Genomic DNA, 20,937 nt, shown 5'->3' on the forward strand with positions numbered 1-20,937 from the left:
ACGTTTGATGGCTCAGAACGCAAGTTTCAGAGGCGTATCGAGAAACATCGAAATCACGCCGAAGAACCGGCGTGATGATGTCAGAACGTTACCGCGCCGAATAAGTGACGGGCTCGATACGCCATCGGGCGTGCTGTGGTACTTCATGTCGATCGCAGCGCTCACTGCATCCGTGGGCCTTTACCTGCCGTTGGCGGGCGAGTTCGCGTTTATCGCGGCGTTAGCGACCTACCTCATGAAATTCCAGTATGGCTCGCGGAAGTGGCAAACGTCTTTCCGCGTTCCGGCATATCTGCATAAGCTCACTGGCAGGGTCTACAAGGATGCCTCGACCGGCGGGAAAAAAGGTGAGGGCCTATACTATCTCGGAATGGACCTTGAGACGGACGAGGAGCTGTGGACAGCGCCCAACGATCTCAGAACCCATAGGCTTGTGGTGGGAACTACCGGGTCCGGTAAAACTGAAGAGATCATGGGGAACATCTTCAATTCCCTCGTACTGGAATCCGGTGCGATCCTCGTTGATGGCAAGTCGGACCCGAAGACATTTGCGAGCGTCTTTCGTGTGTGCCGCGTGCTTGGCCGTGAAGAAGATCTCCTTCTGATCAATTACATCATGGGTGGCAAGGATTTTGCCAGTGGCCTGGATGCCCGCCGCACCAACACATACAATCCTCTTTCTTCAGGCAGTGCCGCGATGAAAGCAGAATTGATGGTGAGTCTTCTCGACAGCGGGTCGGGTGGCGGCAACTCCGATATGTGGCAAGGCCGTGCAATTTCGTTTCTGGAAGCCATAACGCCGCCGCTATCATTCTTGGCCAACAAGGGGCTGTTGCTATTCAACAGCAAGCTTCTCAGCGATTTCTACATCCTGACCAACATCGAAAATCTCGTTTGGTTCGGTATTTTTCGAGACCAAAACGGCAAGATTGTCGATCTCCGAAACGGTACAGAGGACTATCGCCGTCTCTATAACGAGCTTGTCGAGAAGTATTGCGGCGCGTTGCAGCTTTATTTGAACAACCTGCCCGGTTATGAAGCGCCCGAAAAACCGCATCGACCATCTAAGATGGACACGGCAACCTACGAGGAATTCCAACGTGAGTTCGCAGCGCTTGAGCGCGATCGCAACCGGGCTACACCTGAAGAGAACGGCGAGAAGAAAAAAGGCGGGAACGATCAGTCTCGGGCTAAAGTGCTTGAGCAGCACGGTTTCATCACAATGCAGCTCGTTCGAGCAACCGGTAACCTGACGTTCAATTACGGCCATATTTATTCTGACGAGATCGGCGAAATCAACTATCGCGATGTCCTATTGAACCGCCGCGTTCTTCTCGTCTTGCTGCCGGCGCTGGAACGGTCGAAGGCGAGTATGGAGCAGCTCGGGAAGATGGCGGTCTCAGCCATCAAGGGCGTACTGGCTACTCTTCTGGATACGCCTCTAGAAGGCAGCTATCGGAAAATCATTGAAGGGAGACCTTCCAATGCGAAAATCCCGTATTCCATTATCTGCGATGAGTACGGCTATTATGTCGTCCCTGGGTTTGCTGTAGCGCCCGCCCAGGCGCGCTCCTATGGAGTATCGTTGACATTCGGCACTCAGGATCTTCCGTCGCTCTCCAAAGCCGATAAGGCTGAGGGGGAGGCAACGTGGGAAAATACCAACCTGCGGCACTTGGGCCGCATGACCGGTGGCAAGGAATCGGAAACCTTCAAGAAGTTCGATGGCGCGGCCGGCCAGGCGATGGTCCAGGTGTCAAAATCCATGAATTACCAGCGAGGCCGCATCGACGGCTTCAAGATTTCTAGCGATAGCTCAGTCGAACATGTCGGCCGACTAGACGCGGACGATCTAATGCAGCAGGCCGATGGTGAATTCCACCTGGTGGTGGGCACGAAAAGCGAGGGCCTTGGTGGTGCGCGCGTTGTTCGCTACCGTGCATTCTACACTGGCGATGTCCCTGAACCGGACGAATTGCGGCTCGTTCCCTACGTCCAGGTCAAGACCTTCTCGGACAGCGAGAGGGCGACGATTGCACGCAACGAGGCCATCGCTTCCAACGTCAGTAAATTGTCGTCTGCTGAATTCGATGGTGAGATCAGACAAGCTGACCTGTTCGATTCTGTCGAGAATGACATCGTTGCTCAATTCCTCGACATGTGTGAAGCGCAAGCGATCGAGCCGTCACATACGATGATCCGAAAGTGGCTCGACGACTATGACAAGAACGCTTTGGAAAAGCGCAAGGCCGCTGCCAGCACGACGGTCAAAAGTGACATTCTCGCCTTGGTCGAGCGCATGTTAAAGGACGCTGTGGATTCCAATTCGTGTAAAGATTTGCATCGAAAAGCGGTGGACACCCTGATTAACGACTGGGAACGCTACGAAGACGATCAAGGAACCTCAGTAAGCTACGAGGCAGAACGTTTAGTGGCGCAACGAAAGACGTTTAAGGCTCATTCTACGTTATTGGACGGCGTTAAGTGAGAAGTTCAACGTTATCGGGGTTGTGTAATACACTTAACATGATATAATCGGGCTGTTTCTAGGAGGTTGCCATGGGTTTCTTTTCTGATTTTGCTGAAGGCTTCAAGATGACGCCCGCCGAGATGCGAGCAAATCTTGAGAAGAAAAATCCGGGCGCAGGCAAGCGTTTCGATGCCTGGAAGAAGCGCGAGGATGGTTTCAAGGCCGTCGTCGCGGAGCGAATGGCTACGTCCAGTTTCAAAGGCTCAATCTTGGACCCGACGAACCCTGTGACCACTGCCCATCTCATGGCGGCTTCTGGCGCTCTCGATCCGAAAGTCGCATTTAGCCTTGGCGCACCTGGCGCTCCCGATGGGACGGGCAAGCTGGTAGGCTTGAACGGCTTATACAAAGGCTGAATCTGTCCGGTTCGAAATTTTGGTAGCCCGCTTCATGCGGGCTATTTTGCGTCGATCTCTCGTTAGACAGCCGGATGCAAGGGGTTGAACCTCAAGTGTCTTCAGTCATGATATCCGCCTTGAGGGCGGCTAGAAGCCCGCCTGCTTGAACCCCACGAGCGGCGGGTTTCGCTTTTGAGATAGTGCGTCGGAGAGGACCGATTTATGTGCGGACGTTTCACCTTTGAAATGACCTGGGCTGAGATCCATGCGCTCTACAGCATTCATGATCGGAAGCCTCCTTCCTCGAATTTTGAGCCTCGATACAACATCGCTCCGACCCAAGACGTTTTCTTTATCCACTTGGACCGGGCAGGGAACCGTGAGCTAGATCGGGGCAGATGGTGGCTTGTCCCTCATTGGGCGAAGGAGATCCCAAAGGCGACCCTATTCAATGCCAGAATCGAGACTATAGGGGTGACGCCGGCATATCGCGATGCTTTCAAGTGCCGGCGCTGTCTTATCCCTGCAGATGGGTATTTCGAATGGACCGTGAATGATGAGGATGGCCGAAAGGACCCTTGGTTGCTTCAGCTCCCCGAGGGAAAGGGATTTTCTTTTGCCGGTTTGTGGGCTCATAATGATAAGCTCGGAATTACGAGCTGTTCAATCGTTACGGCACCGGCTGTGCCGCACATCAAGCATATCCATGACCGGATGCCGATAATTCTGGACGAGGATGCTTATGACGCCTGGTTGGCACCGGAAACTTCAGGAGCTGATGCGAAAGCTGCACTGATTGAAAAAGAGATTGATAGCGAGCTAGAGTTTTTTCGCGTCGGCCGACAGGTCAATAATTCACGCTATTCAGGGACAGACACCAAGAAACCTCTTTTAGATACCCTATAGCGCCGGCCGCGATCAGCTGGCGCGCGTCGATCGTTGGGATATGTCGAAAAACATGGAAAAGAGACCTTCATTACAAGCCTGCTTCCCAAGCTGCGCTGTGAATGCGGAATAAAAGGCGACAACGAATGGGAAAGCTGCCGCGCTAGCTCGACTGCAAGCTCTGAAGTCTGTTGGTGGTGCGGTCGGCCACGCGCTCAGCGCGTACCAGCGACGCACCGACTTCTTCAGGCAGAGTGTACGTCATGTAGGACAACGACGTTTCCAGGTCGTTGTTATTGTGGCCCAGGATTGCTGCGAAGTAGCTGTTTTTGGATACCGTCTTCGGAGCGAAATTGTGGTAAGCAACCTCTGCATAAAGGTGTCTAAGCCCGTAGGGCTTGGGGTCGTCTTCCTTCGGCCACAGCTTTCCAAATAGATTGATGACCGCTTCTCGCAGAGGAAGGCGAGCATCATCGCTGAAGTCGTTGAGCTGCATCTGTAGCCATAGTTTTCCCTGCCCGCTGGCGCGGAGCCGCTGATAGGCATCGAGGACAACAGTTGCAGGCGCAAGCGTCGGGATTTCATAGGTCATCCCATACTTGGTCCCCTCGCGTTCCTTTGTCTTCGCCTGGCCCTTGAAAAGCACGCTCCATTTGGAAACACCTTTCGCATAGGGAGCGGGTGAAAACTCGGCGCGAGTAAAGACTTCGAACGGTCGCCGGCCAGTGATGCCGATCAAGCCTATGGCAATCTCCATTGGCTGTTCCGATTTCAATAAGTCGGTGCAGATCCGCACGACCTCTTTGTAATTTTCGAAAGTGATGAGAGAGCCATGCTTAACGGCGATGGTAGCCATCTTGCGTTTTCTAGCTTCGTCATACATCGCCGGATCACCTGAAGCGATCCTCATCATCGGATGATCTTCCCCGAAAGCCTCGCGAATTGCGTTCCGGTACTTGGTCACATACGAGATGATAGTGGTCAGGGCTTTGCCCTCATGCACTTTCAGCTCGCTCTGCCACAAAGCCTGCATTCCGGCTTTGTCGCTGACATCGTTCAGCGCCTCGATGAATGACGAGATCTGCAACAAGAGAGTCGGCTTGCGACCCACAACGTTGTCTTCCGCTCGCTCGATGCGCTCCTCGATCGATGCTGCCACGCCTGACTGTGGTAGGTCAGCAGCGGCAATATAGCTTCTCAAACGGTCGCGCAGTTTACGCATATTGCAGATAGCAACAGGCGTGCTTTGGTCCCCAAAGGCGTCCTTCAAAGACTTGCGATACTTGTTGATGTAAAGCTCGATCGTCTTTTCAGTGCGGCCGTTGTCGAAGTGATAACGCACCTCCGCGTCCCAGAGCGCGCTGATCTTTTTGCCGTCAAATTCGCCTTTGGTATCGACTGTGGCTGCAACGAGACCAACGAAATCAGCAATACGATCTGTCAGCACTGGAACCTTAGTTTTTGCCTTCGTTTCGACCATTGATCCGCTCCATGAATGTGCTAAATACATATATAATCCATATGGTGTGCGCAATAGCATATATTGCGATTAAATATATGTTAGGATGCTTTTTTGAGCGGCCATATAATTGTGAAAATCCTGCTTTGCATGAATGTTTGTCAGCCCGCAGAAGCTCAAGTTTGGGACGGCGACACGTTCAGAATTGCTACAGAAAGCGGTTACGAAAAAGTCAGGATCTCAAATATCGACACAGCTGAGATGGAGGCGCGATGCGCCTACGAGGCAGATCTTGCTCTCAAGGCGAAACGCCGGCTCGCACAGCTATTGCAAGAGGGGGAAGTTCGGATTCATGCTGAAAAGAATGATCGTTACGGGCGGTTGCTGGCTACGGTCGAGAACGCTCATGGCGATATCGGTGATCGGCTCGTAAAGGAGCGGGTGGCTCGCACCTGGACTGGTCGGCGGGAGCCTTGGTGTAATGAGTAAGGTGAAAGAATGAACTTTAAATATGGAGCCTTGCTGGCCGGGTTTCTGGCAGTACTTTTGTCGACATCGTCTATGGCTGGCAGGAGTGCTGCGGCACAAAGTTCGACGGCTGGTCATAGCGTGCGAGAAGCGGGAGCGCTAATCTCCGGCCGTGTCGCTCAGATGTGGGTCCAGCCCGAAAATGCACCAGCTGTAGCGCCGCGGATTCGCATCAAGCTGAACCGCGACGGAACCTTGAACGGAGTTCCAGAGGTTGACAATCCAAGCGACGATCCCGCTTTCACTGCTTATGCCAAGAGCGCGATCGTTGCGGTGCTCCGCGCAGCGCCATTCGATTTAGCTGCATACTCGTCAAGCTACGATCAGTGGAAAACGGTTGTTCTCCCTTTCGCAACGGCCGGAACCGCGAGTGCCTTCAGCGGCGGTGTCTCAACGGCCGGCATGACGACCACGGCCAATTTCTCGCCTGCCTACAAGACAGATGGCAACGCGATCAATTCTCTAACGCTATACAAGCCGATGGCTGACGGAAATCCTGTCCTCGCCCTGGCGTTCTGCGGTGCCGGCGACATGGAAGGAACGTTCGCGCTCGGTGTCGATTTCGGGAAAGGCATGGTGTGGAAGCAGCCGGAACCTGTCCTGGTCTCGTTTGGGAGGCATCGAGAGACGCACACGATGAAGGTTATGCGAGAGTATCTTGGGTTTGACGGTGATGAAGCCAGATCCGCTATCGCGGAGTTGGTTCAATCTACCGGAAGCCTGGAATTTTCAGGCCCGCGCGGTCTTTCTGTTTCATTTGATCTGGCCGGGGCACAAGGTGCCTTGGCACAGCTCAAGAAGCATTGCGGGATCTAGGTTTTCCAGCCCATAGGGTCGAAGCCCGGTTCGGAAAGAACCGGGCGGAGCAGGCGCAGGCCTGAACGCGCTTATCCAAATTGCGCCGAAGAGAAGGACGGAGCCTGTGGTAAACCTCAGCCGGAACGGCTTCGATTTTACTTATGGCTCAAATCCGCCTGTTGGCGGAATTGGTCCCGAGGGGTCGAGCTGAAGGGCCTTCGTCATCTCGCCGTGTTCAAAAGCAGGCCGGTAGGTCTTAATGTCGTCTCTAGTCATCCCCAGGCGCTCGGCCAGCGGTTCCCATTTCGTGCTGATGGTTGTTGCCATACCATGGATGTTTCCAGCAGCCTGGTCTTCAGTGAGGTCAAAGAACGGCGCGTGCTCGATTAGTGCTTCCAAGCTTGCCGCGCTGCCCGATATTTCCGAGATCGCCGTCTTTAACTCTCTATGCCGCTCAGGCGCAGGGTTGACATCGAAGATATGCGACAGGCGCCATTGGTCGTTGCCCGCGTATAAGAACCCGTGGTTTTTTAAATGGTCGTCGACATTGGAGACAAGAATAGTAAAGCCTACCCGATTAAACAGCTCCAACATATCCCGCTTCGGGTTGTCAGAGTGAGCGCGAATAGCTTCGGCAAGTTGGGTGTACGTTCCCGATGTGGCATCGGCCTCCTCAAGCATGGTTTGCGCGGAGATATATGGCACTCGCCCTGCTGCTGTCCGATCAAAGCGCCGGATCAGGGCGACAGGCAGGCCATTGCTTTGGTCGAGGCGTGCTGAAGGAGCGTTAAGGCCACACTGTTGCGCCAAATTGAGAGTGAGGACTTCCGCGCGTTCTACACTTTCAGTATCGCGGGTCGAAGTAAACTTTGCGATCAGGAGTGTGCCGTCACTATCGATCACGGAGCATTTCGGACGAGCACCGCCAAGGGACACGCCCGGTTGCACAAGGTTCCGTAGCGCTGCCGCCATGTCGGGATCCTCGCGCTCGACGCTGGCGATGGACTGACCAAGTTGGTTCAGTTGCAGGAGGGGAGGTACTTCGTGTCTTCCGTCAGGTTTACCAGCGAGGAATGGGCGATCGTCGCCTTCTTCTCGGATGCGGAGCGCGCCCATTCTGCTGAAGTCGTCCACTGACAGGAGGAAATCCAGCTCGTTCAGAGGCGCGGTGTCTGCGCGATTTTCTCGTGCATGACGACGAATGATGTTGCGTCCCCATGAGTCCGGAGTTGTGTCCGCAAGCGGCATCGGCAGCGGCGATACAAAATCACCATCCTTTTTGTAGTAAAAGGGTCCACCGCCCAATGGCATCGAAGGCGCAATGGCGAAACGGCGCGAGCTTTCAAGCCAGGATTCGGCGTATTCGAAGCTGCTGAACTCGCGATTTCCTTGAGCCTCAAACCGAAGGGTGCCTATCACCAAACCGGTGTTGCCGATGCATACCTGTAATGCTTTAGCCATTAAAAAGCCTCTCCAAAGTCGTCCTTGTTAGGCGGTACGGTAGGCGTTGCCGGTTCAGTTCCCGCTGTGGGGGCGGCGTTCGTTGGCCGCTTTCGTCGGGATGCCCGCACGCGTTTCGGAAGCTGTTGATTTTCGAGCATCAGCCCCACATCGTCGCCGCCGACATCAAGAAGGTTGGCCAAGCGTTTCCCCTCGCCGAGAACAACTAGAACCATCGCCAACGTTGCGAGCGAAACGCCCGGATCGCCTTTTTCGAGGCGACGGATCGTCGGCAGGGTCACACCAGCGCCATCTGCTAGGCGCTGCTGCGTGACCTTACGGCGTTTACGGGCCGCGCTGATGTCGGCACCTAGTTTTTTCAGGCCGTTGACAGCGTTGAGAGAGGGAAGGGAGGCTTTTTTCATAATGCAACATAGATATTGCATATGAGTGCGGAATGCAATGTTTATATTCCATTATCGATATTTGTGCCAATTCCCTTCGAACTGGCGTTGATTGACTTCACACTGATGTGAGCAATAGAAACATGGTTGGCACAACGTTTAGGGCGGATGGACAACGATATGGATACGGAATATGCGCCCGAGGAACATAGGCTTCATTGGTGGTTTTTCGCGATTAAGCTCATTCCTTGGCTTATACTTACCGTTGTCTTCGTGATCGTCGGGCGACTAAGCGCATTGATCCCAATCCTCGCTGCTTTTTATATGCAGTATTATTATATCGGTGCGTCGATAATCCTGTTCTTGATGACCCTTGGTTTCTTAATCGGGTATCTACAATGGATTTACACGACACTGACGATTGCTGATGGCTACCTCGTCTTCGCCACAGGCATCATCCGACGCCGTGTGTCGAAAATTCCGCTCCAAGAAATTGCGAGTATCGATCTCCAGCAATCGATCTTTCAGAGGCTGCTAAACACAGGTGACCTGGTCGTTGATATGCGCGGTGCTTCTCTTTTGCGGATGAATGGATTGGATGGGCCTGCCGAAATCCAGAACCGCGTCATGGAACTACGAAATCCCACGAGGCTGTAATTATGAAATATTTGATCAAAGTGATCTCAGTTCTCGTCGGTATTTTCGGGATCGGCTTCGGCGGCGCGGCAGTTGGTCTGCCTGAAAAGCTTCAGTCCGGCCTTCCAGACGAGGCAATCTTGTTATTTCTCCCGCGTTTCGCACCGTTCGCGATCGTAGCCGTCATTATCTGGTATTTGGCCGATCTATACCGTTCCAAGAAATCAATTCAGAAAAGCGACGAGCCGAAATGACTGTCGAGAACCCCCATAATTCCTGGGGTCAAATATTGAGAGGAGACGACAAATGAGAAGTAGCTTCATCGCAGCGATTGCCCTGGCAACCCTTCCGTTCGCGGCATCGGCCCAGGAGTTTCCTGTTGTGGACGACACCTCCGCTGACGATCGTTTCGATCAATCGCTCAATTTCGATGTCCTCGGCCTTCGTCCAGGCGACACGCAGGATGAGGTCAAGGCAAAGCTCAAGGCGCTCTTCCCTGACGACAAGGGTGTGGCCGATGTTCGGATGCAGGGCAACGTTGCCAGCCCAAACGGCGCACAGGTGAAGATCGACTTCGTATCCGAGCTGCGGCGCGGATCTGATACCGGTCAGCCCCCTTTGTTTCGCAAGGGCAAGGCAGGCGATTGGCCGGTCGTCTATTTCAGTTCTCCGATCTATGGAAATAGAGCAGCGGGGGTTGAGCGGTCGCTTTACTTCGGTACTGAAGAGATGACGAGCGCCGAAGCTATGCGCGTAACTGTCGAGGAAAAATACGGCCGGCCAACCATCACCACGAAAGACGGGTCCGGTCACGTCACGAGTGTCGCCTATTTCTATGCGGGGGGAAAGCTTCTACCTGAAACAGGATGGCAGCATGCAAATTGCAGCAACGGAGCTGGCGACTGCAACTCGTTCATATCCGGGTACGAGCCCAAGAATGGCAAGCCAGTGAAGGCGCTCAAAGCCAAGGAGCCGTGCGCGGCAATGGCGGAGTGGGTCTATAGGGGCAAGGGAGCGTTCGACTACAAGTTCAACGACATCGTCATCGACGACGAGAGCTGCGACGGGATCATGACCGTCAATTTTAACGGCGACTCTCCTGCAAAGCTGGACTGGGTCACATTCGGACTTTACGACGTGAAGCGCCTTTACGGCCATCGTGTCGCGCTCGATGCAGCAATCACGAAGGAGCTGCAATCACCCACCAGCGCGCCAGCGACAAAGCCCCGACTGTAAAGATCAGTGGTAACGAAAGCACCGGAGTTCTAATGGGCTGGTTTTCAAAAAAGCTGAACAAAGAAACTGATTTTCTAGCTACGATTTATGAACTGAGGGCGTGGATGGACGCTCTTGACTTCAAAATCACTGCGATGGACGACAAGTTCTCTGATGACGACACCAAATTGCTACAGCGATTTCGAGCGCAGCGGCGCAATCTCGACCTTGTGGTTGTTTGGGATGGAAACGTGGTGACCTTCCTTCAACAACACACGCTGGGAGGTCAGCTCGATTTCGAGGAATATCAGAGGTTCCATAACCAAAAGCGCTACTTTGTTCTGACGTATGGGGGAAACATTTTGATAGTTAAGCACTCAGTGTTCATGTCAAACCAGACCCCTGTCATTGCTGCCAGCATTGGGCGCGTAATGGAGGTTTGGGACATGCTTGACCTCTCTTCCCTCGAAAGAGCAGGGTGAAAACTACGATGAGTAGCCACGAAATTCTCGGGAACTTCGATCCGGACTCGCTTCTCGATCTCATGATGGAGTGCGGGATGCCTGCACAGAGGGCGAAGCTTCAAGGTGCCGTTGATTGTATAAGACGAGTTCCAAGACCATCCTGCAATACGACGTTCTACCACATCGTCTTGATGGATGAGATGCTCAAATTTATTGGCGAGGTGCGGAGCGAGCCTCGTTCACCGCATTTCATAATGAGCTGGAATAACAGCTCCCCGATTGCCCCACTTATGGCGATAGACACCGGCATGGCTCTAGGGTTCGATGTGAACGTGCGGCGGGGTCTACCGTTCAATACATTCGCAAAAATTGCTCGAACTTATGAAGACGCGTTGATCGGCGTCGCCGACCTACCCGATCTATAAGACAGCGGGAAGGTCAGGGTGCGAGAACTGGCTGGCCTCGATTAATCTAACTCGTAAATTGTTGCACCATCAGCGGCATCTCGCAGGCCCTTGAAAGAAGCGTGCCGCAGTTTGCCGTCATCAGTCCACGCGCGAAATTCCACCTCTGCTAGAAGCGTTGGCTTGACGTGGACGGCGGTTTTCTTGCTTGTAGCAACGACAGCCTTGGCGGTTGTGAGCGCGTCGAGCTGTTTTTTCAGAGCATATGCCGTGGCAGTTTTGAAACCAGTTCCGACTGATCCGGCATACACCAGCTTGTCGTTCGATCTCGCGGCGAGCAGAAGGCTTCCGATCGCGCCGGGTTGGGCAGACGATCGCTCGTAACCGACGATCGCGAACGTTTCGCTCTGGACGCATTTGATCTTGAGCCAATCGCCTTGCCGGCCAGAGCGGTAAGGACGATCACGGTCCTTGGCAATAATGCCTTCTAGGCCAAGTTCGCAGGCGCTCCTAAAAAGCGCTGCGCCATCTGCCTCTACTTCCTCGGATAGCCGGATCGCCCCATCGCTTTTAGGCAGCAACGGTTCGAGCAGCGCTCGTCGATCCACCAGTTCGAGACCCGTGAGATCATGACCATCGAGATATAGGAGATCGAAGGCTATCAGGATCGCGTTGGTCGCGCCTCGTTTGCCGCCTCTTCCGCCGAGATCGCGTTGAAGCGCTCCGAAATCGGACCGTCCCTCGGCATCGAGCACAACGGCTTCTCCGTCTAGGATGATCGATGTCGGGCCGAGCGCTCGCGCTGCGCTTACGATCGCAGGAAACCGATCGCTCCAGTCATGGCCACCGCGTGTGACGCAGCGGACGTTCGTGCCGTCAATATGGACGGCAAGGCGATATCCGTCCCATTTGACCTCAAACGCCCATTGTGGGCCTTCTGGAGGGCGCAGAGCCAGCTTCGCGAGGCAGGGTTCGATCCGATTTGGCATCGGATCGAACTTGAGCTTGGCTTGAGCCGGGTCGCGCGGCTTACGAGGCTTGCTCTGAAGCAAGCTCTCTTGATCCGTCCGCAACGGTTTCGAGGGTTTTAGGGCCATTTAAGCATTGCATCACGCAATGCTTAATTTTCCTGTCGGGCTACGCTCTCAATGCAATGCGTGGCTCAGGATAGTCCGTTTGTGAATGTATGGATCACAATGCGTTTATTGTCGGGTCGAAAGACGGTGGTAAGGCCGTGTTCGAAGTCTGCCAGCAGCCTGTCTACGGTGGGTTGGAAGTGATTGACAAGAACGTGCGCTCCGCGATCACAATAGTCCATCAGAGTCTCGCGAAGTTTGCCGTAGAGCCATGTACCACCCATCAGATCAAGTTCGATCGCACCACCAGGCTGGCGGAGTGGGCTTTCCAGCCGACGAAGCATTTCAGCAATCTTCGGCGAGCTATTATAAGCCTCCGCATCGATGTGTTCGAGAAGCCATCTTCTGTCAGGATACTTGTCTACTTCCGGGGCATCGTCGTCCCTGTAATCCGCCATAATATTATAGGGTGCCCTATAAAGGATGTATGGGGGCTCATGGTCGGTGGGCAGCTCGTGTTCGGTAGCGATTTTATCAGGCATTGAATGTCTCTTATTGCTGGTACTTAATGGTCCCGGCAAACTTGCCAGCACGTCAATAGCCGACAGCGATTTTTTGCAAGCTAAGGTCCAGGTCGCAGCATCCCACGCCTTGAAGCGTCCTGATGGTTCATTGCATCGACTAAGGCGTTAGCCTCGCTGGCCGTCATGCACTCCATGACGATCCCGCCCCCCAGGACGATCGGTATGCCGGTGAACACGTCTTCTACAAACCACATGCCGCGACATGTTCGGCTGGCTCGTACTTGGTATCGGAGGGTAACACGCGTGATCTCCATGGTGCCATCCTAAGGCGGATCAGCTAACCAACGGTAATCGGGTTGAAGGGGGCATGCCTGCCTATCTTTCAACTGCGACAACATGTCGTAATTGCCCTACCGCAGGCCATGGGGACCCAGTCGCTATGGCTTGGCCTTTGCGGATCAGATCTTGACCTCGTATTCCTTTTTGACGGGTATGCCGTTCTCCATATTCACGCAAGCAGGCGGGATTGGGATCAGCCGGCCATCGGGAAGGTGTCTGATGTGACCGCGCCGCCAGTGCGGCTTGACGCTGTAGCTACCGGCATTTTTACGCGCGGCGCTCATCTGTTGGCTTGCTCGCACGTCTATGACGATCATTGAGCCAATGGGTGCGCGACCCTTCGCAGCTCTCCGCTTATTGAGCTTGGCCGGCGCAGGTTCTTCTCGCCGGATGGCCTGCGGTGTGGCGAGTGCCCCAATAAGAGCGGCAGCAACCTCGAACCCGATATCGGTCAAACCCATCGTGGATTCGTTCTGCATATCGCTGACCAGGACGTATTTGTGGTCGCCAAACGCCTTCTGGCCGTGCTGATTGACGAAAACGACCGCGTCCCGTTGCTTGGTCTCGAACATCGTTCGGACGTACAATGAGGAGGTCTTCCCATCACTGCCGGCGACACGCTCGCAATGCGCCGCCATATGCACGGTGTCGGCGTTCAGCTTCTGATCCCAAGAGATCCAGAATTCGTCATGTGGGATGGGTGCGATTGAGGCGTCCCAAAGTTCGTTCGAGAAGTCGATAAAGGTCTGCAATGTGTCGTCGGCCGTGTCAGGATCGAGAAAGCTGAATGAAAATTCGGCACAAGTCGCCGCACCAGCTTGGATATGCTTGACGTAGCGCTCCAAAACGCCGGGTTGCCACGGCTCCATCGCCCGGAAGCGACCTTCCTTGAGGTGTTCGAGTGCTTGGTGCAACCTCACGCGCTCAACTCCTCATATCGGGCAATCAGAATGCGGAGATCGATACAATTCGACTTCGCTATGTCGGGCGCTCGGGCTCTGTGGGAGTTGCGATCACCCTGGATGGTGATGAAGCCCAAAGATTCCAGACGTTCAAGCGAGCGGGCGACCTGACGAGGCCGCAAACGAAGCGCTGCTCCAAGCTCTACATTGTCGTCGAGCACGAAGGGGATACCTGAGTTTTCAAGTTCGTCGGCCGCGAGTGCCGCCAGATGGGCCAAGATCTCAATATGTTGAACCTGTATCGCGCCCTCAACGGGCTCCAGATCATCGACAAGGTCCAAAATCATAGTGAAGGGCACGGACGTTATTTCGACCGTTTCCGCTCGCTGGCGGAATATCTCTGCACGAGCGGCGTCTTCCGCGCTCAGTGCCCATTCGGCATTCATCAATCGCTTGTCGTTCATGCAAGTTCCCATGGCGCGACAATAGCAGCGGATGAGAGCGGATCAACGCTTTCGGCCCGACGAAACGTGTGACTATTTTGAGGACTTGGTGTTTGCCATGATGTAGCCGGCAATCTGAAAAACGCGCTCGATCGCCTCTGCCATGTCATGTGAAGCCTGCTTCAGCTCGGGTCGCTCGGATGGATCGTTGGCTATCTCCTGAAATCCTTGCCGGATGTGTTCGCAGGGGGCGGCAATATGGTGGACGAGGGAGAGTAGATCCTGTGTTGAAGGCATTATGTTTCCCTTCCAGCCGGGGATGCCTGAGCATGGGGCATTTTAGCACTTTAATGACGGGTAGGCGAAAGGGGGAAAGCCCGCTGAATTGGAAACCAGCGACCGCGCTCCTTCAAACAGGCCACGATCTCCAATAGGAGGTGATCACGAGGGCCGAAAGCATTCAAGATTGCGGTTATCTTTTCTTCCGCCTCGGGTCTGTCGAGGTCGATAACGCAGTACATGTCATCGCCCATCGCGACCACATCTGGACTGGCTTCAATTAGCGCATCAACAAGCGCCGGAACATCGGCGGCGGTTTTAAGCTTTGTCATTTTCGTGCCTCCTGCTTTTCGCAGCGAAGGCTAACGTAAGTCCACTATCAATTGTGTTAGTCGTCAAAGGGGATTTTACGGGTGAGGGCTGAATTTCCTAATCAGTCGACCGTTTTTTTCGGAGCTGGGTGAGCACGTCATCCAGGCGCATATTGCAGTCGGCAGCGAGCATAAGATTGTCGGCGACTTCGATGATAGCACTCAGCACCTCGCGATCGGTCCACCCTTTTGAAACAGCCTCGTCCACCAAGTCCTGCATTGGGGTTTCAACTGCCATTTGGCAGATAATATATCTATTTTCGCCTTTTTCGAGTGGCGCATTTGGAAAATCTGACATCGCTAATAGATGGGCGTAGTCGGAAGGTTAGCAAGGATGCCGGAACGCCAATGTCAAAAATCGCCCTCGTTCTAAGCGGAATGGCCGTGAGCTTGAGTGCATTTGGTTTTTGGTATTTCGTGGCACAGTTAAGTTGCGGCTTGAGCACTGCTGAAGGATGCACAGACGCTTCGGCTTGACCGTGGGAATAGGTACGTCACGTCCTCAGCCGTCTCGTAACACCTTTGATGGAGTTCGCTGAGGTCGGATGGTGTAAGGCGCAAGCCGGAAAGGTTTGGATGCATTTTGCTATCCAATCTTTCATTGGCGCTGCGAGCAATTGGCCGGATCTCGCCTATCGGCATGGCTCAATTAGTACACCTACCTTCAGCAGGCACGGAAAGCGTGCTTCGCACTGATCCGTGCCGCGCCGATCGCAGCCGATCGCAAGGCGACGGCGGATCTCGACAAATTCGATCGACGCCCCGAATTTCTTCACCAAGGCCTTTCGATCATAGACGCCGTGACGATCGCAGCGACTGCAAACCATATCGATTTTGTCAGCGCGGTAGTCCTTCAGCCGTGGCCGCGTCATTGCGCAATTCTCCATTCCGGCCAGTCATTCTGTTGGCGATCAATGCTCGCCATTCGGCCTTCCTTGTCGCAGGCCCGGACCTCCAGATCGAACGCCTCCCCCGCTCGTGAGCGTATAAGCTCGATAAGCCAGCGCGGCCGGCCAAGCCCTGGAACCGGAAGCGGTTCGGATGGCATCGACGACACGCGCCAGCGCGTGATGGATGCCGTCGGCTGGCCGTAATCGGTTGCTTCTGTCTGCCGGCGCCAGCGCCGGATGATCAGACCGAGCGTGCCAGTCTGTTCCGCTGCCAGCTGAAGCCGGCGTGATGCGACCATGGGCAGGCGCACCGTTTCCGCTATGACGGCACCTATACCGCCATAGCGAAGCGCCTCTTCGGCATTCTCCAAAACTGTCTCCTCTTTGTCGCTTTCGACAAAGATCACGCGGCCCATATCAAGCCCGACCTGTTGAAGCGCTGGCGCGAAAATATCGGGCCGATGCAGGCACCAGATAATCGGCCCTTTCGTCCTTGCGGCTACACCCGCCGCGAACAGCGACGAAACCGCTCCGATCAGGGCGTCCGCTCCGCCCCCCGCAATTTCATGGGTGCAGCCGTAGGCAAGCCCGCCGCCTGGTAGGCGAGCGTCGATCTCGTCCACGCCGAACGGCAGATGCGGACGCTTTTTCGCCGACCCACCGGCAATCTGGTCGATCCGCTCCTGAAGGTCAGCAAGAATTTCGGGGTTTACGTTCCTGGTCATGGTTTCATCGTGCCGTGGCTATAGGCAGCTCTTTGATATTGGTGGTGTAGCGCGGCGACCGGCGATCGAACTTTGTCTGCCAGTCGCGCTTGATGCCGGCCGAGGCCGGGATAAGCGAGCCGCGCCCGAACTTGCCGTTGACCGCATCAAGCGCCGCCATGAGCCTGTCCGACTGGTCACGATCGCGCGCGTCGAACAATGGGCGCGGCTGCGATCGTGCCGGGACAAGATCGTTCATGATGATGCCGGCCTTCGCATAGCGATGGCCGTCCCGGAAGACCTTGCGCGCACCGCTTTGGGCGGCGCGGATCAGATCGAACGTGTCGTTCGATGCTTCGGGGAAATGCACCGTCGTTTGCGCCGAGTGCGGCTTGTCCTTCTGATTGAACCGCGACGTGTGCATGAAGACGGCCATATGGGTGGCTTCAAGGCCGTGCCGGCGCAATTTCTCCCCTGCCCTCATGCCGTAGGCGGAAACCGCCTCGAGCATTCCGGCGAGATCCGTGACCGGCGTTCCAAAAGAGCGCGTCACGGCGCAGCCTTTCCGCTGTGGCGGCACGTCCTCGAGCGGCAGGCATGATATGCCCTGCAGCTCCAACACCGTGCGTTCGCCCACGACGCTCAAAAGATTGCGGGCGAGCCGCGCATCAACGCGGGCCAGGTCGCCGGCCGTCTCGATACCGAGGCCAAACAGCTTGCGTTCAGAGGCGGCACCCACGCCCCAGACTTCGCCCACCTCGATCTGATCAAGCCAGCTTTGCCGGACCTTCGCATCGGTCAAATCACAGACGCCACCAAGCTCCGCATTCTTCTTCGCGACATGGTTGGCGAACTTCGCCAAGGTCTTTGTCGGGCCGATGCCAACACATGTCGGAATCCCGGTCCATTGCTGAACCTGGGATCGCAGATCGCGGCCGAAGACGGCGCGATCGACAGGCCGGATATCGGTCATATCGAGAAAGCTTTCATCGATCGAATAGACTTCGACATCTGGCGACCATTGCCGATAGATCGTATTCAGTCGGGCCGACATGTCGCCGTACAGTGTGTAATTGCTGGAATAGACCGCCACGTCGTTATCGCGACAGAGATCACGAATTTTGAAATAAGGCTCGCCCATTCCAATGCCGAGCGCCTTGGCTTCCGCCGTTCTGGCGACAGCGCAGCCGTCATTGTTCGACAGGACAATCACCGGGCGCGTGGCAATTTTCGGGTCAAAGACGCGCTCACAGGAGCAATAAAACGAATTGCCGTCTATCAGTGCGAACGAGGTCATGTCCGTTTCCTCGGACGCAGCCAATGGACGTTCCAGAGCGCCACGCCCCAAATCTCAACTTCGGCAATCTCGGGCAAGTCGAACAACGGCATGTCCGAGTTCTCGAACATCAGCCGCGGCCGGTCGCCATTCATGCGCAAGCGCTTCAGCGAGCGTTCGCCGTGAACCGTCGCGACGACGATATCGCCGTCGACGGGCCTGACGCTACGATCGACCGCGATTAGGTCGCCGTCGAAAATGCCGGCGTCCCGCATGGAATTGCCGTCGACCTTCCACAGGAAGGTAGCAGGCGGGTTGCGGATCAGCAGCCGCGTGAGATCGATAGATTCCTCGATGTAGTCATCGGCAGGTGACGGAAAGCCAGCGCACAGCCCATGGAGCATGAGAGGCACATAGACTTCTGCCTCGATTTTCAGGGCGGCGAGCATTCCAAGATATCCTTCCACGATATGCGAGCGAAAGGAACAAATAGGGAACATAAACTGAAGAGAAAATCAAGATCGAAGATTATCCATTCCTAATTTTCATCCGTCGCGTGCATCGATGTCGAAGGCTGACCTTGAATGGTATTAAGCCGACCGTAGAATATCGCTTGGGTCGAGACGCGTCGGTTACCTCAAGATGGCAGGCCCACGGAAACGCAGTTTCCCTGAACGGCGAGCCAGCCGTGAAGCTGATCAAGTCGATGATAGACCGACCGAAAGATACTCTTGTCGTGCGGGTGATGAGCAATCAGATCAACGATCGTCGTTTTCCCTTGCAGAACATCAAGGAGCCTGCGGAGCTGATCGGCAGGCCTTGCGGCTGGTAAGCCTATACGACGAGGCATTCTGCACCTTGATTCAACGCCGAGGGTTCATTTGATGGACTGCGTTCATTCGCTCAATCAGGCGATCGTTGTCCTTGGTGACGCCAGGGTAACTCTGATCAATAAGCTCACCGAGCTCGCGTTTTACCTTTCGGTGCAGGACGACAGGGTTAACCCTCATATGCTGACCTTGATAGGTCCCACCGATAAAGCTGTGGCTCTCTGACTCGACAAGGCCGGCTAGCATCAAAGCCAACATCGAGTCGTTCTCTCCGGGGGAAAGGAACCGGCCGCTTTTGTTTCGTGAAAGAGCAAAAAGCAGCAGTCGGTCCTTGGCAGAGATAAGTCGGATGTTCTCAAGCACTTCACGTCGCTGCTCACCAGAGGCGCGAAAGGTTGCAAAGCCCGAGAAAGGCAGTGTCAGGAGCCACACAAGCAATTGAGTGATCCAGGAGATGAGCCCTATCAGCAGAAGGCCGACTGATAAGATCAACGCCAACCATGTGATGAAGTAGGCGTTCCCAGAAAATGCATCTTTGGCGATTAGCTCTGTATGGAAGGCGAGAGCAACTAATCCTGACAAGATAAAGACAACAACGCCCCAGGGGAGCGCTTTCGAAATCACGCGCTCAGAAGCGGTGATCCATTCATTTGGGCTGTCGATCATTGCGATTTCCAAAGTTTGGCAGGGTTTTGCTGGCCGCAATACGCGACGTTATCCGATCCTCTAACGAACTCAATAACAATAGAAAATAGTGACGCCTGAAGGCGTCTCCTCTGTGGCCTCAACGACCATGCGAGCAGCGATACCTTGTCTTCGCATCCGGGGGGTTACACAGGTGTCGAGGATAGGCAGGATCAGTTAGTTGGCGAGAGCGTCGATCAACTCTGCAATCGATGTTCTCCGGGTCTGATCGATGATCCGCCTGAAGGCCGTGTTCAGCTCAATGCCTTCGTCCGAGCTAACGAAGGTAGTCAAGCAGTCGAACTCTTCCACATTCCTGAAATCTGCGAAAAAGTAGGCTGCATTGACCTTTAACATTTCCGCGAAGAGGAATATGCGGTCAGCTGGTACGCGGTTCTTTCCAAGCTCATATCTTGATACCTGAGCTACCGTAATTGAGGCCGCAGAAGCAAAATCAGCGCGCCTGATTTTCATAGCTTCGCGCAGCATGCGGATCCGCGTGCCTATCTTTGCATCCTCTTCGGTCGGCGTGTTATTGCTGGTCATCGTGGGGTGTAGTGGACTTCAAGCAGGCCACGCTCATCCGCCTCAGCTAGCGCCTGGCGTGCCGCTGTGAGGCCGATTGTATTGCCAGGCTCGCGGGAGTAGCGCTTCTCGATGTCGCGGGTTAGGTCGGCGATGAGATCGATTTTGGTTGCGCCCGGTCGAGCGGCATAGTGTTCGGCAGCGGCAAAAGCCACATGCGGGATTGTGAACTCATCGAGCGTCTGTGCGTCGGCTGTCGATGCAAACTGCAATCCCTTCTCCCTTTTTGATGGGTTCGCTGCACGCGGTATATTTTCCATTGTCACATCCTTCATAGGAACGAAAGCTGGCCTTTGCTGTCGGCCCTGAATTTCGGTTCGGCGCTGGTGATGAACACCTCATCTCCATTGGCCTCGAACAGCTTTAGGATGCGGCCATTGACCGCGACGCATTCATTGATCCAACTGTGGTCTTTCGGCCTGTGCTTCCCCCACTTTTCAGGGGAAACGTATGTGATGGTGTAGTGCGGAAAAACCTCGCCGTCGTCGGAGGTAAAGATAAATGGGCCGGATACCTCGGCGACTATGCCGCCTGTGTCGTAGCTGGATAGGATTTCCATGCCCGAAGTCACCATCTCCGGTACCGTAGCTTGCCCCTGGGGCGTTCTCCGGTAGTTTCCCCGGTTAGGAGCCCCCATCGAAGCCGAATACTCGCTGCTGGCCTCGTATGTCGAGCTGTCGGCATTCTCGGCAGCCTTCTTGTTTTGGGTTGTTGGCCTGGCCACCGTCACGCATCCCTATTCAGTTTTGCAACGGCCTCGTCGATGGCCTTTTGCGTGTGATCGGTCGTGATGATTTTTAGATCCTTACGCTTCCACTCGCCGCAATCGCAATGCTCCTCCAGCTCGTCTTTAACATCCTGCGGGTTGTAAGAGCCGAATTCGATGGTCCACCTACCTTCAATGCGAACGAGGAGGGTGTCGTACTTGTGCGA

General features: G+C 54.8%; 29 protein-coding genes. 11 read left to right on the forward strand and 18 right to left on the reverse strand.

What is annotated here, in order from left to right:
* The first annotated feature begins 7 nt into the window (after nt 1–7).
* The 3 genes from AC2GXZ_RS28940 (at nt 8) to AC2GXZ_RS28950 (ending at nt 3,774) form a co-directional block, all read left to right on the forward strand.
* Entirely contained in the window at nt 8–2,488 is a 2,481-nt protein-coding gene (locus tag AC2GXZ_RS28940) for a TraM recognition domain-containing protein (RefSeq protein ID WP_483762722.1), read from the forward strand.
* A 71-nt stretch (nt 2,489–2,559) separates the two neighbouring features.
* Nucleotides 2,560–2,886, forward strand: coding sequence for a hypothetical protein (locus AC2GXZ_RS28945; RefSeq protein ID WP_483762723.1), 327 nt, complete (start codon nt 2,560–2,562; stop codon nt 2,884–2,886).
* A gap of 204 nt (nt 2,887–3,090) precedes the next feature.
* Nucleotides 3,091–3,774, forward strand: coding sequence for an SOS response-associated peptidase (locus AC2GXZ_RS28950; protein WP_483762724.1), 684 nt, complete (start codon nt 3,091–3,093; stop codon nt 3,772–3,774).
* A 142-nt stretch (nt 3,775–3,916) separates the two neighbouring features.
* Here AC2GXZ_RS28950 and AC2GXZ_RS28955 read toward each other — a convergent pair whose 3' ends face one another.
* On the reverse strand, nt 3,917–5,233 hold the full coding sequence (locus AC2GXZ_RS28955; protein ID WP_483762725.1) for a telomere resolvase: 1,317 nt from the start codon (nt 5,231–5,233) through the stop codon (nt 3,917–3,919).
* Between the two features lie 93 nt (nt 5,234–5,326).
* Between AC2GXZ_RS28955 and AC2GXZ_RS28960 the strand changes: the two genes are divergently transcribed.
* Together AC2GXZ_RS28960 and AC2GXZ_RS28965 are read left to right on the forward strand one after the other, a co-directional pair.
* Nucleotides 5,327–5,701: a thermonuclease family protein gene (locus tag AC2GXZ_RS28960; protein WP_483762726.1), complete on the forward strand. Its 375-nt coding sequence runs from the start codon at nt 5,327–5,329 to the stop codon at nt 5,699–5,701.
* 9 nt (nt 5,702–5,710) lie between these two features.
* A complete protein-coding gene (locus AC2GXZ_RS28965) occupies nt 5,711–6,556 on the forward strand; it encodes a cell envelope integrity TolA family protein (protein ID WP_483762727.1) in 846 nt (281 codons plus the stop codon).
* Nucleotides 6,557–6,697: 141 nt separating this feature from the next.
* Here the strand turns inward: AC2GXZ_RS28965 and AC2GXZ_RS28970 are convergent, their stop codons facing one another.
* On the reverse strand, nt 6,698–7,999 hold the full coding sequence (locus AC2GXZ_RS28970) for a type II toxin-antitoxin system HipA family toxin (protein WP_483762728.1): 1,302 nt from the start codon (nt 7,997–7,999) through the stop codon (nt 6,698–6,700).
* Nucleotides 7,999–8,403, reverse strand: coding sequence for a helix-turn-helix domain-containing protein (locus AC2GXZ_RS28975; protein WP_483762729.1), 405 nt, complete (start codon nt 8,401–8,403; stop codon nt 7,999–8,001). The genes AC2GXZ_RS28970 and AC2GXZ_RS28975 overlap by 1 nt, the downstream gene beginning before the upstream one ends.
* Before the next feature lie 159 nt (nt 8,404–8,562).
* Between AC2GXZ_RS28975 and AC2GXZ_RS28980 the strand changes: the two genes are divergently transcribed.
* From AC2GXZ_RS28980 to AC2GXZ_RS29000, 5 genes are read left to right on the forward strand one after another with little or no spacing between them, the layout of a single operon-like run.
* The gene (locus AC2GXZ_RS28980; protein WP_483762730.1) at nt 8,563–9,039 is read left to right on the forward strand and encodes a PH domain-containing protein; all 477 of its coding nucleotides are present in this window, start codon (nt 8,563–8,565) and stop codon (nt 9,037–9,039) included.
* Between the two features lie 2 nt (nt 9,040–9,041).
* Nucleotides 9,042–9,272 (forward strand): hypothetical protein, encoded by a 231-nt coding sequence (locus AC2GXZ_RS28985; RefSeq protein ID WP_483762731.1) that lies wholly within the window; start codon nt 9,042–9,044, stop codon nt 9,270–9,272.
* Between the two features lie 52 nt (nt 9,273–9,324).
* The gene (locus tag AC2GXZ_RS28990; RefSeq protein WP_483762732.1) at nt 9,325–10,254 is read left to right on the forward strand and encodes a hypothetical protein; all 930 of its coding nucleotides are present in this window, start codon (nt 9,325–9,327) and stop codon (nt 10,252–10,254) included.
* Nucleotides 10,255–10,286: 32 nt separating this feature from the next.
* Nucleotides 10,287–10,715 (forward strand): hypothetical protein, encoded by a 429-nt coding sequence (locus AC2GXZ_RS28995; RefSeq protein ID WP_483762733.1) that lies wholly within the window; start codon nt 10,287–10,289, stop codon nt 10,713–10,715.
* Between the two features lie 8 nt (nt 10,716–10,723).
* Nucleotides 10,724–11,122: a hypothetical protein gene (locus AC2GXZ_RS29000; RefSeq protein WP_483762734.1), complete on the forward strand. Its 399-nt coding sequence runs from the start codon at nt 10,724–10,726 to the stop codon at nt 11,120–11,122.
* A 41-nt stretch (nt 11,123–11,163) separates the two neighbouring features.
* On the opposite strand, the gene ligD is transcribed toward AC2GXZ_RS29000, so the two are convergent.
* From ligD to AC2GXZ_RS29050, 10 genes are all read right to left on the reverse strand, one after another.
* A complete protein-coding gene (ligD, locus tag AC2GXZ_RS29005) occupies nt 11,164–12,198 on the reverse strand; it encodes a non-homologous end-joining DNA ligase (protein ID WP_483762735.1) in 1,035 nt (344 codons plus the stop codon).
* A gap of 65 nt (nt 12,199–12,263) precedes the next feature.
* Nucleotides 12,264–12,719 carry a hypothetical protein gene (locus tag AC2GXZ_RS29010; RefSeq protein WP_483762736.1) on the reverse strand — a complete coding sequence of 152 codons (456 nt, stop codon included), beginning with the start codon at nt 12,717–12,719 and terminating at the stop codon, nt 12,264–12,266.
* Nucleotides 12,720–13,159: 440 nt separating this feature from the next.
* Complete coding sequence (locus AC2GXZ_RS29015) at nt 13,160–13,960, reverse strand: AcrVA2 family anti-CRISPR protein (protein ID WP_483762737.1); 801 nt, start codon at nt 13,958–13,960, stop codon at nt 13,160–13,162.
* Nucleotides 13,957–14,406: a helix-turn-helix domain-containing protein gene (locus AC2GXZ_RS29020; RefSeq protein ID WP_483762738.1), complete on the reverse strand. Its 450-nt coding sequence runs from the start codon at nt 14,404–14,406 to the stop codon at nt 13,957–13,959. Before AC2GXZ_RS29020 ends, AC2GXZ_RS29015 begins: the two co-directional genes overlap by 4 nt.
* A gap of 72 nt (nt 14,407–14,478) precedes the next feature.
* The gene (locus AC2GXZ_RS29025) at nt 14,479–14,682 is read right to left on the reverse strand and encodes a hypothetical protein (RefSeq protein ID WP_483762739.1); all 204 of its coding nucleotides are present in this window, start codon (nt 14,680–14,682) and stop codon (nt 14,479–14,481) included.
* A 50-nt stretch (nt 14,683–14,732) separates the two neighbouring features.
* Entirely contained in the window at nt 14,733–14,996 is a 264-nt protein-coding gene (locus AC2GXZ_RS29030; RefSeq protein WP_483762740.1) for a hypothetical protein, read from the reverse strand.
* 97 nt (nt 14,997–15,093) lie between these two features.
* Nucleotides 15,094–15,273, reverse strand: a complete 180-nt coding sequence (locus AC2GXZ_RS29035; protein WP_483762741.1) for a hypothetical protein — start codon at nt 15,271–15,273, stop codon at nt 15,094–15,096.
* A 630-nt stretch (nt 15,274–15,903) separates the two neighbouring features.
* Nucleotides 15,904–16,650: an ImuA family protein gene (locus AC2GXZ_RS29040; protein ID WP_483762742.1), complete on the reverse strand. Its 747-nt coding sequence runs from the start codon at nt 16,648–16,650 to the stop codon at nt 15,904–15,906.
* Between the two features lie 4 nt (nt 16,651–16,654).
* Nucleotides 16,655–17,926, reverse strand: coding sequence for a Y-family DNA polymerase (locus AC2GXZ_RS29045; protein ID WP_483762743.1), 1,272 nt, complete (start codon nt 17,924–17,926; stop codon nt 16,655–16,657).
* Nucleotides 17,923–18,354, reverse strand: a complete 432-nt coding sequence (locus AC2GXZ_RS29050; RefSeq protein WP_483762744.1) for a LexA family protein — start codon at nt 18,352–18,354, stop codon at nt 17,923–17,925. Before AC2GXZ_RS29050 ends, AC2GXZ_RS29045 begins: the two co-directional genes overlap by 4 nt.
* A 131-nt stretch (nt 18,355–18,485) precedes the next feature.
* Here AC2GXZ_RS29050 and AC2GXZ_RS29055 point away from each other — a divergent pair, with 131 nt between their 5' ends.
* Nucleotides 18,486–18,737 (forward strand): hypothetical protein, encoded by a 252-nt coding sequence (locus AC2GXZ_RS29055; protein ID WP_483762745.1) that lies wholly within the window; start codon nt 18,486–18,488, stop codon nt 18,735–18,737.
* A 31-nt stretch (nt 18,738–18,768) separates the two neighbouring features.
* Here AC2GXZ_RS29055 and AC2GXZ_RS29060 read toward each other — a convergent pair whose 3' ends face one another.
* From AC2GXZ_RS29060 to AC2GXZ_RS29080, 5 genes are all read right to left on the reverse strand, one after another.
* Nucleotides 18,769–19,401: a hypothetical protein gene (locus AC2GXZ_RS29060; protein ID WP_483762746.1), complete on the reverse strand. Its 633-nt coding sequence runs from the start codon at nt 19,399–19,401 to the stop codon at nt 18,769–18,771.
* Between the two features lie 195 nt (nt 19,402–19,596).
* Nucleotides 19,597–19,965, reverse strand: a complete 369-nt coding sequence (locus AC2GXZ_RS29065) for a helix-turn-helix domain-containing protein (RefSeq protein ID WP_483762747.1) — start codon at nt 19,963–19,965, stop codon at nt 19,597–19,599.
* Complete coding sequence (locus AC2GXZ_RS29070) at nt 19,962–20,216, reverse strand: hypothetical protein (protein WP_483762748.1); 255 nt, start codon at nt 20,214–20,216, stop codon at nt 19,962–19,964. The genes AC2GXZ_RS29065 and AC2GXZ_RS29070 overlap by 4 nt, the downstream gene beginning before the upstream one ends.
* A gap of 59 nt (nt 20,217–20,275) precedes the next feature.
* Nucleotides 20,276–20,563, reverse strand: a complete 288-nt coding sequence (locus AC2GXZ_RS29075; protein WP_483762749.1) for a hypothetical protein — start codon at nt 20,561–20,563, stop codon at nt 20,276–20,278.
* A 167-nt stretch (nt 20,564–20,730) separates the two neighbouring features.
* Nucleotides 20,731–20,937 (reverse strand): hypothetical protein (locus AC2GXZ_RS29080; RefSeq protein ID WP_483762750.1); only part of this gene is annotated, 207 nt, incomplete at its 5' end.

The organism is Aliirhizobium sp. YIM B11859 (assembly GCF_057163345.1).

Excerpts from the sequence above, each read along its gene's own strand:
- AC2GXZ_RS29010 (WP_483762736.1), bottom strand. The coding sequence starts at position 12,719 with ATGCCTGATAAAATCGCTACCGAACACGAGCTGCCCACCGACCATGAG.
- AC2GXZ_RS28965 (WP_483762727.1), top strand. The coding sequence starts at position 5,711 with ATGAACTTTAAATATGGAGCCTTGCTGGCCGGGTTTCTGGCAGTACTT.
- AC2GXZ_RS28980 (WP_483762730.1), top strand. The coding sequence starts at position 8,563 with ATGGATACGGAATATGCGCCCGAGGAACATAGGCTTCATTGGTGGTTT.
- AC2GXZ_RS29050 (WP_483762744.1), bottom strand. The coding sequence starts at position 18,354 with ATGCTCGCCGCCCTGAAAATCGAGGCAGAAGTCTATGTGCCTCTCATG.
- AC2GXZ_RS28940 (WP_483762722.1), top strand. The coding sequence starts at position 8 with ATGGCTCAGAACGCAAGTTTCAGAGGCGTATCGAGAAACATCGAAATC.
- AC2GXZ_RS28975 (WP_483762729.1), bottom strand. The coding sequence starts at position 8,403 with ATGAAAAAAGCCTCCCTTCCCTCTCTCAACGCTGTCAACGGCCTGAAA.
- AC2GXZ_RS29045 (WP_483762743.1), bottom strand. The coding sequence starts at position 17,926 with ATGACCTCGTTCGCACTGATAGACGGCAATTCGTTTTATTGCTCCTGT.
- AC2GXZ_RS28985 (WP_483762731.1), top strand. The coding sequence starts at position 9,042 with ATGAAATATTTGATCAAAGTGATCTCAGTTCTCGTCGGTATTTTCGGG.
- AC2GXZ_RS28990 (WP_483762732.1), top strand. The coding sequence starts at position 9,325 with ATGAGAAGTAGCTTCATCGCAGCGATTGCCCTGGCAACCCTTCCGTTC.
- ligD (WP_483762735.1), bottom strand. The coding sequence starts at position 12,198 with ATGGCCCTAAAACCCTCGAAACCGTTGCGGACGGATCAAGAGAGCTTG.
- AC2GXZ_RS29025 (WP_483762739.1), bottom strand. The coding sequence starts at position 14,682 with ATGCCTTCAACACAGGATCTACTCTCCCTCGTCCACCATATTGCCGCC.
- AC2GXZ_RS28950 (WP_483762724.1), top strand. The coding sequence starts at position 3,091 with ATGTGCGGACGTTTCACCTTTGAAATGACCTGGGCTGAGATCCATGCG.
- AC2GXZ_RS29030 (WP_483762740.1), bottom strand. The coding sequence starts at position 14,996 with ATGACAAAGCTTAAAACCGCCGCCGATGTTCCGGCGCTTGTTGATGCG.
- AC2GXZ_RS29060 (WP_483762746.1), bottom strand. The coding sequence starts at position 19,401 with ATGATCGACAGCCCAAATGAATGGATCACCGCTTCTGAGCGCGTGATT.
- AC2GXZ_RS29035 (WP_483762741.1), bottom strand. The coding sequence starts at position 15,273 with ATGGCAGTTGAAACCCCAATGCAGGACTTGGTGGACGAGGCTGTTTCA.
- AC2GXZ_RS29065 (WP_483762747.1), bottom strand. The coding sequence starts at position 19,965 with ATGACCAGCAATAACACGCCGACCGAAGAGGATGCAAAGATAGGCACG.
- AC2GXZ_RS28945 (WP_483762723.1), top strand. The coding sequence starts at position 2,560 with ATGGGTTTCTTTTCTGATTTTGCTGAAGGCTTCAAGATGACGCCCGCC.
- AC2GXZ_RS28955 (WP_483762725.1), bottom strand. The coding sequence starts at position 5,233 with ATGGTCGAAACGAAGGCAAAAACTAAGGTTCCAGTGCTGACAGATCGT.
- AC2GXZ_RS29040 (WP_483762742.1), bottom strand. The coding sequence starts at position 16,650 with ATGACCAGGAACGTAAACCCCGAAATTCTTGCTGACCTTCAGGAGCGG.
- AC2GXZ_RS29020 (WP_483762738.1), bottom strand. The coding sequence starts at position 14,406 with ATGAACGACAAGCGATTGATGAATGCCGAATGGGCACTGAGCGCGGAA.
- AC2GXZ_RS29075 (WP_483762749.1), bottom strand. The coding sequence starts at position 20,563 with ATGGAAATCCTATCCAGCTACGACACAGGCGGCATAGTCGCCGAGGTA.
- AC2GXZ_RS29000 (WP_483762734.1), top strand. The coding sequence starts at position 10,724 with ATGAGTAGCCACGAAATTCTCGGGAACTTCGATCCGGACTCGCTTCTC.
- AC2GXZ_RS28995 (WP_483762733.1), top strand. The coding sequence starts at position 10,287 with ATGGGCTGGTTTTCAAAAAAGCTGAACAAAGAAACTGATTTTCTAGCT.
- AC2GXZ_RS28970 (WP_483762728.1), bottom strand. The coding sequence starts at position 7,999 with ATGGCTAAAGCATTACAGGTATGCATCGGCAACACCGGTTTGGTGATA.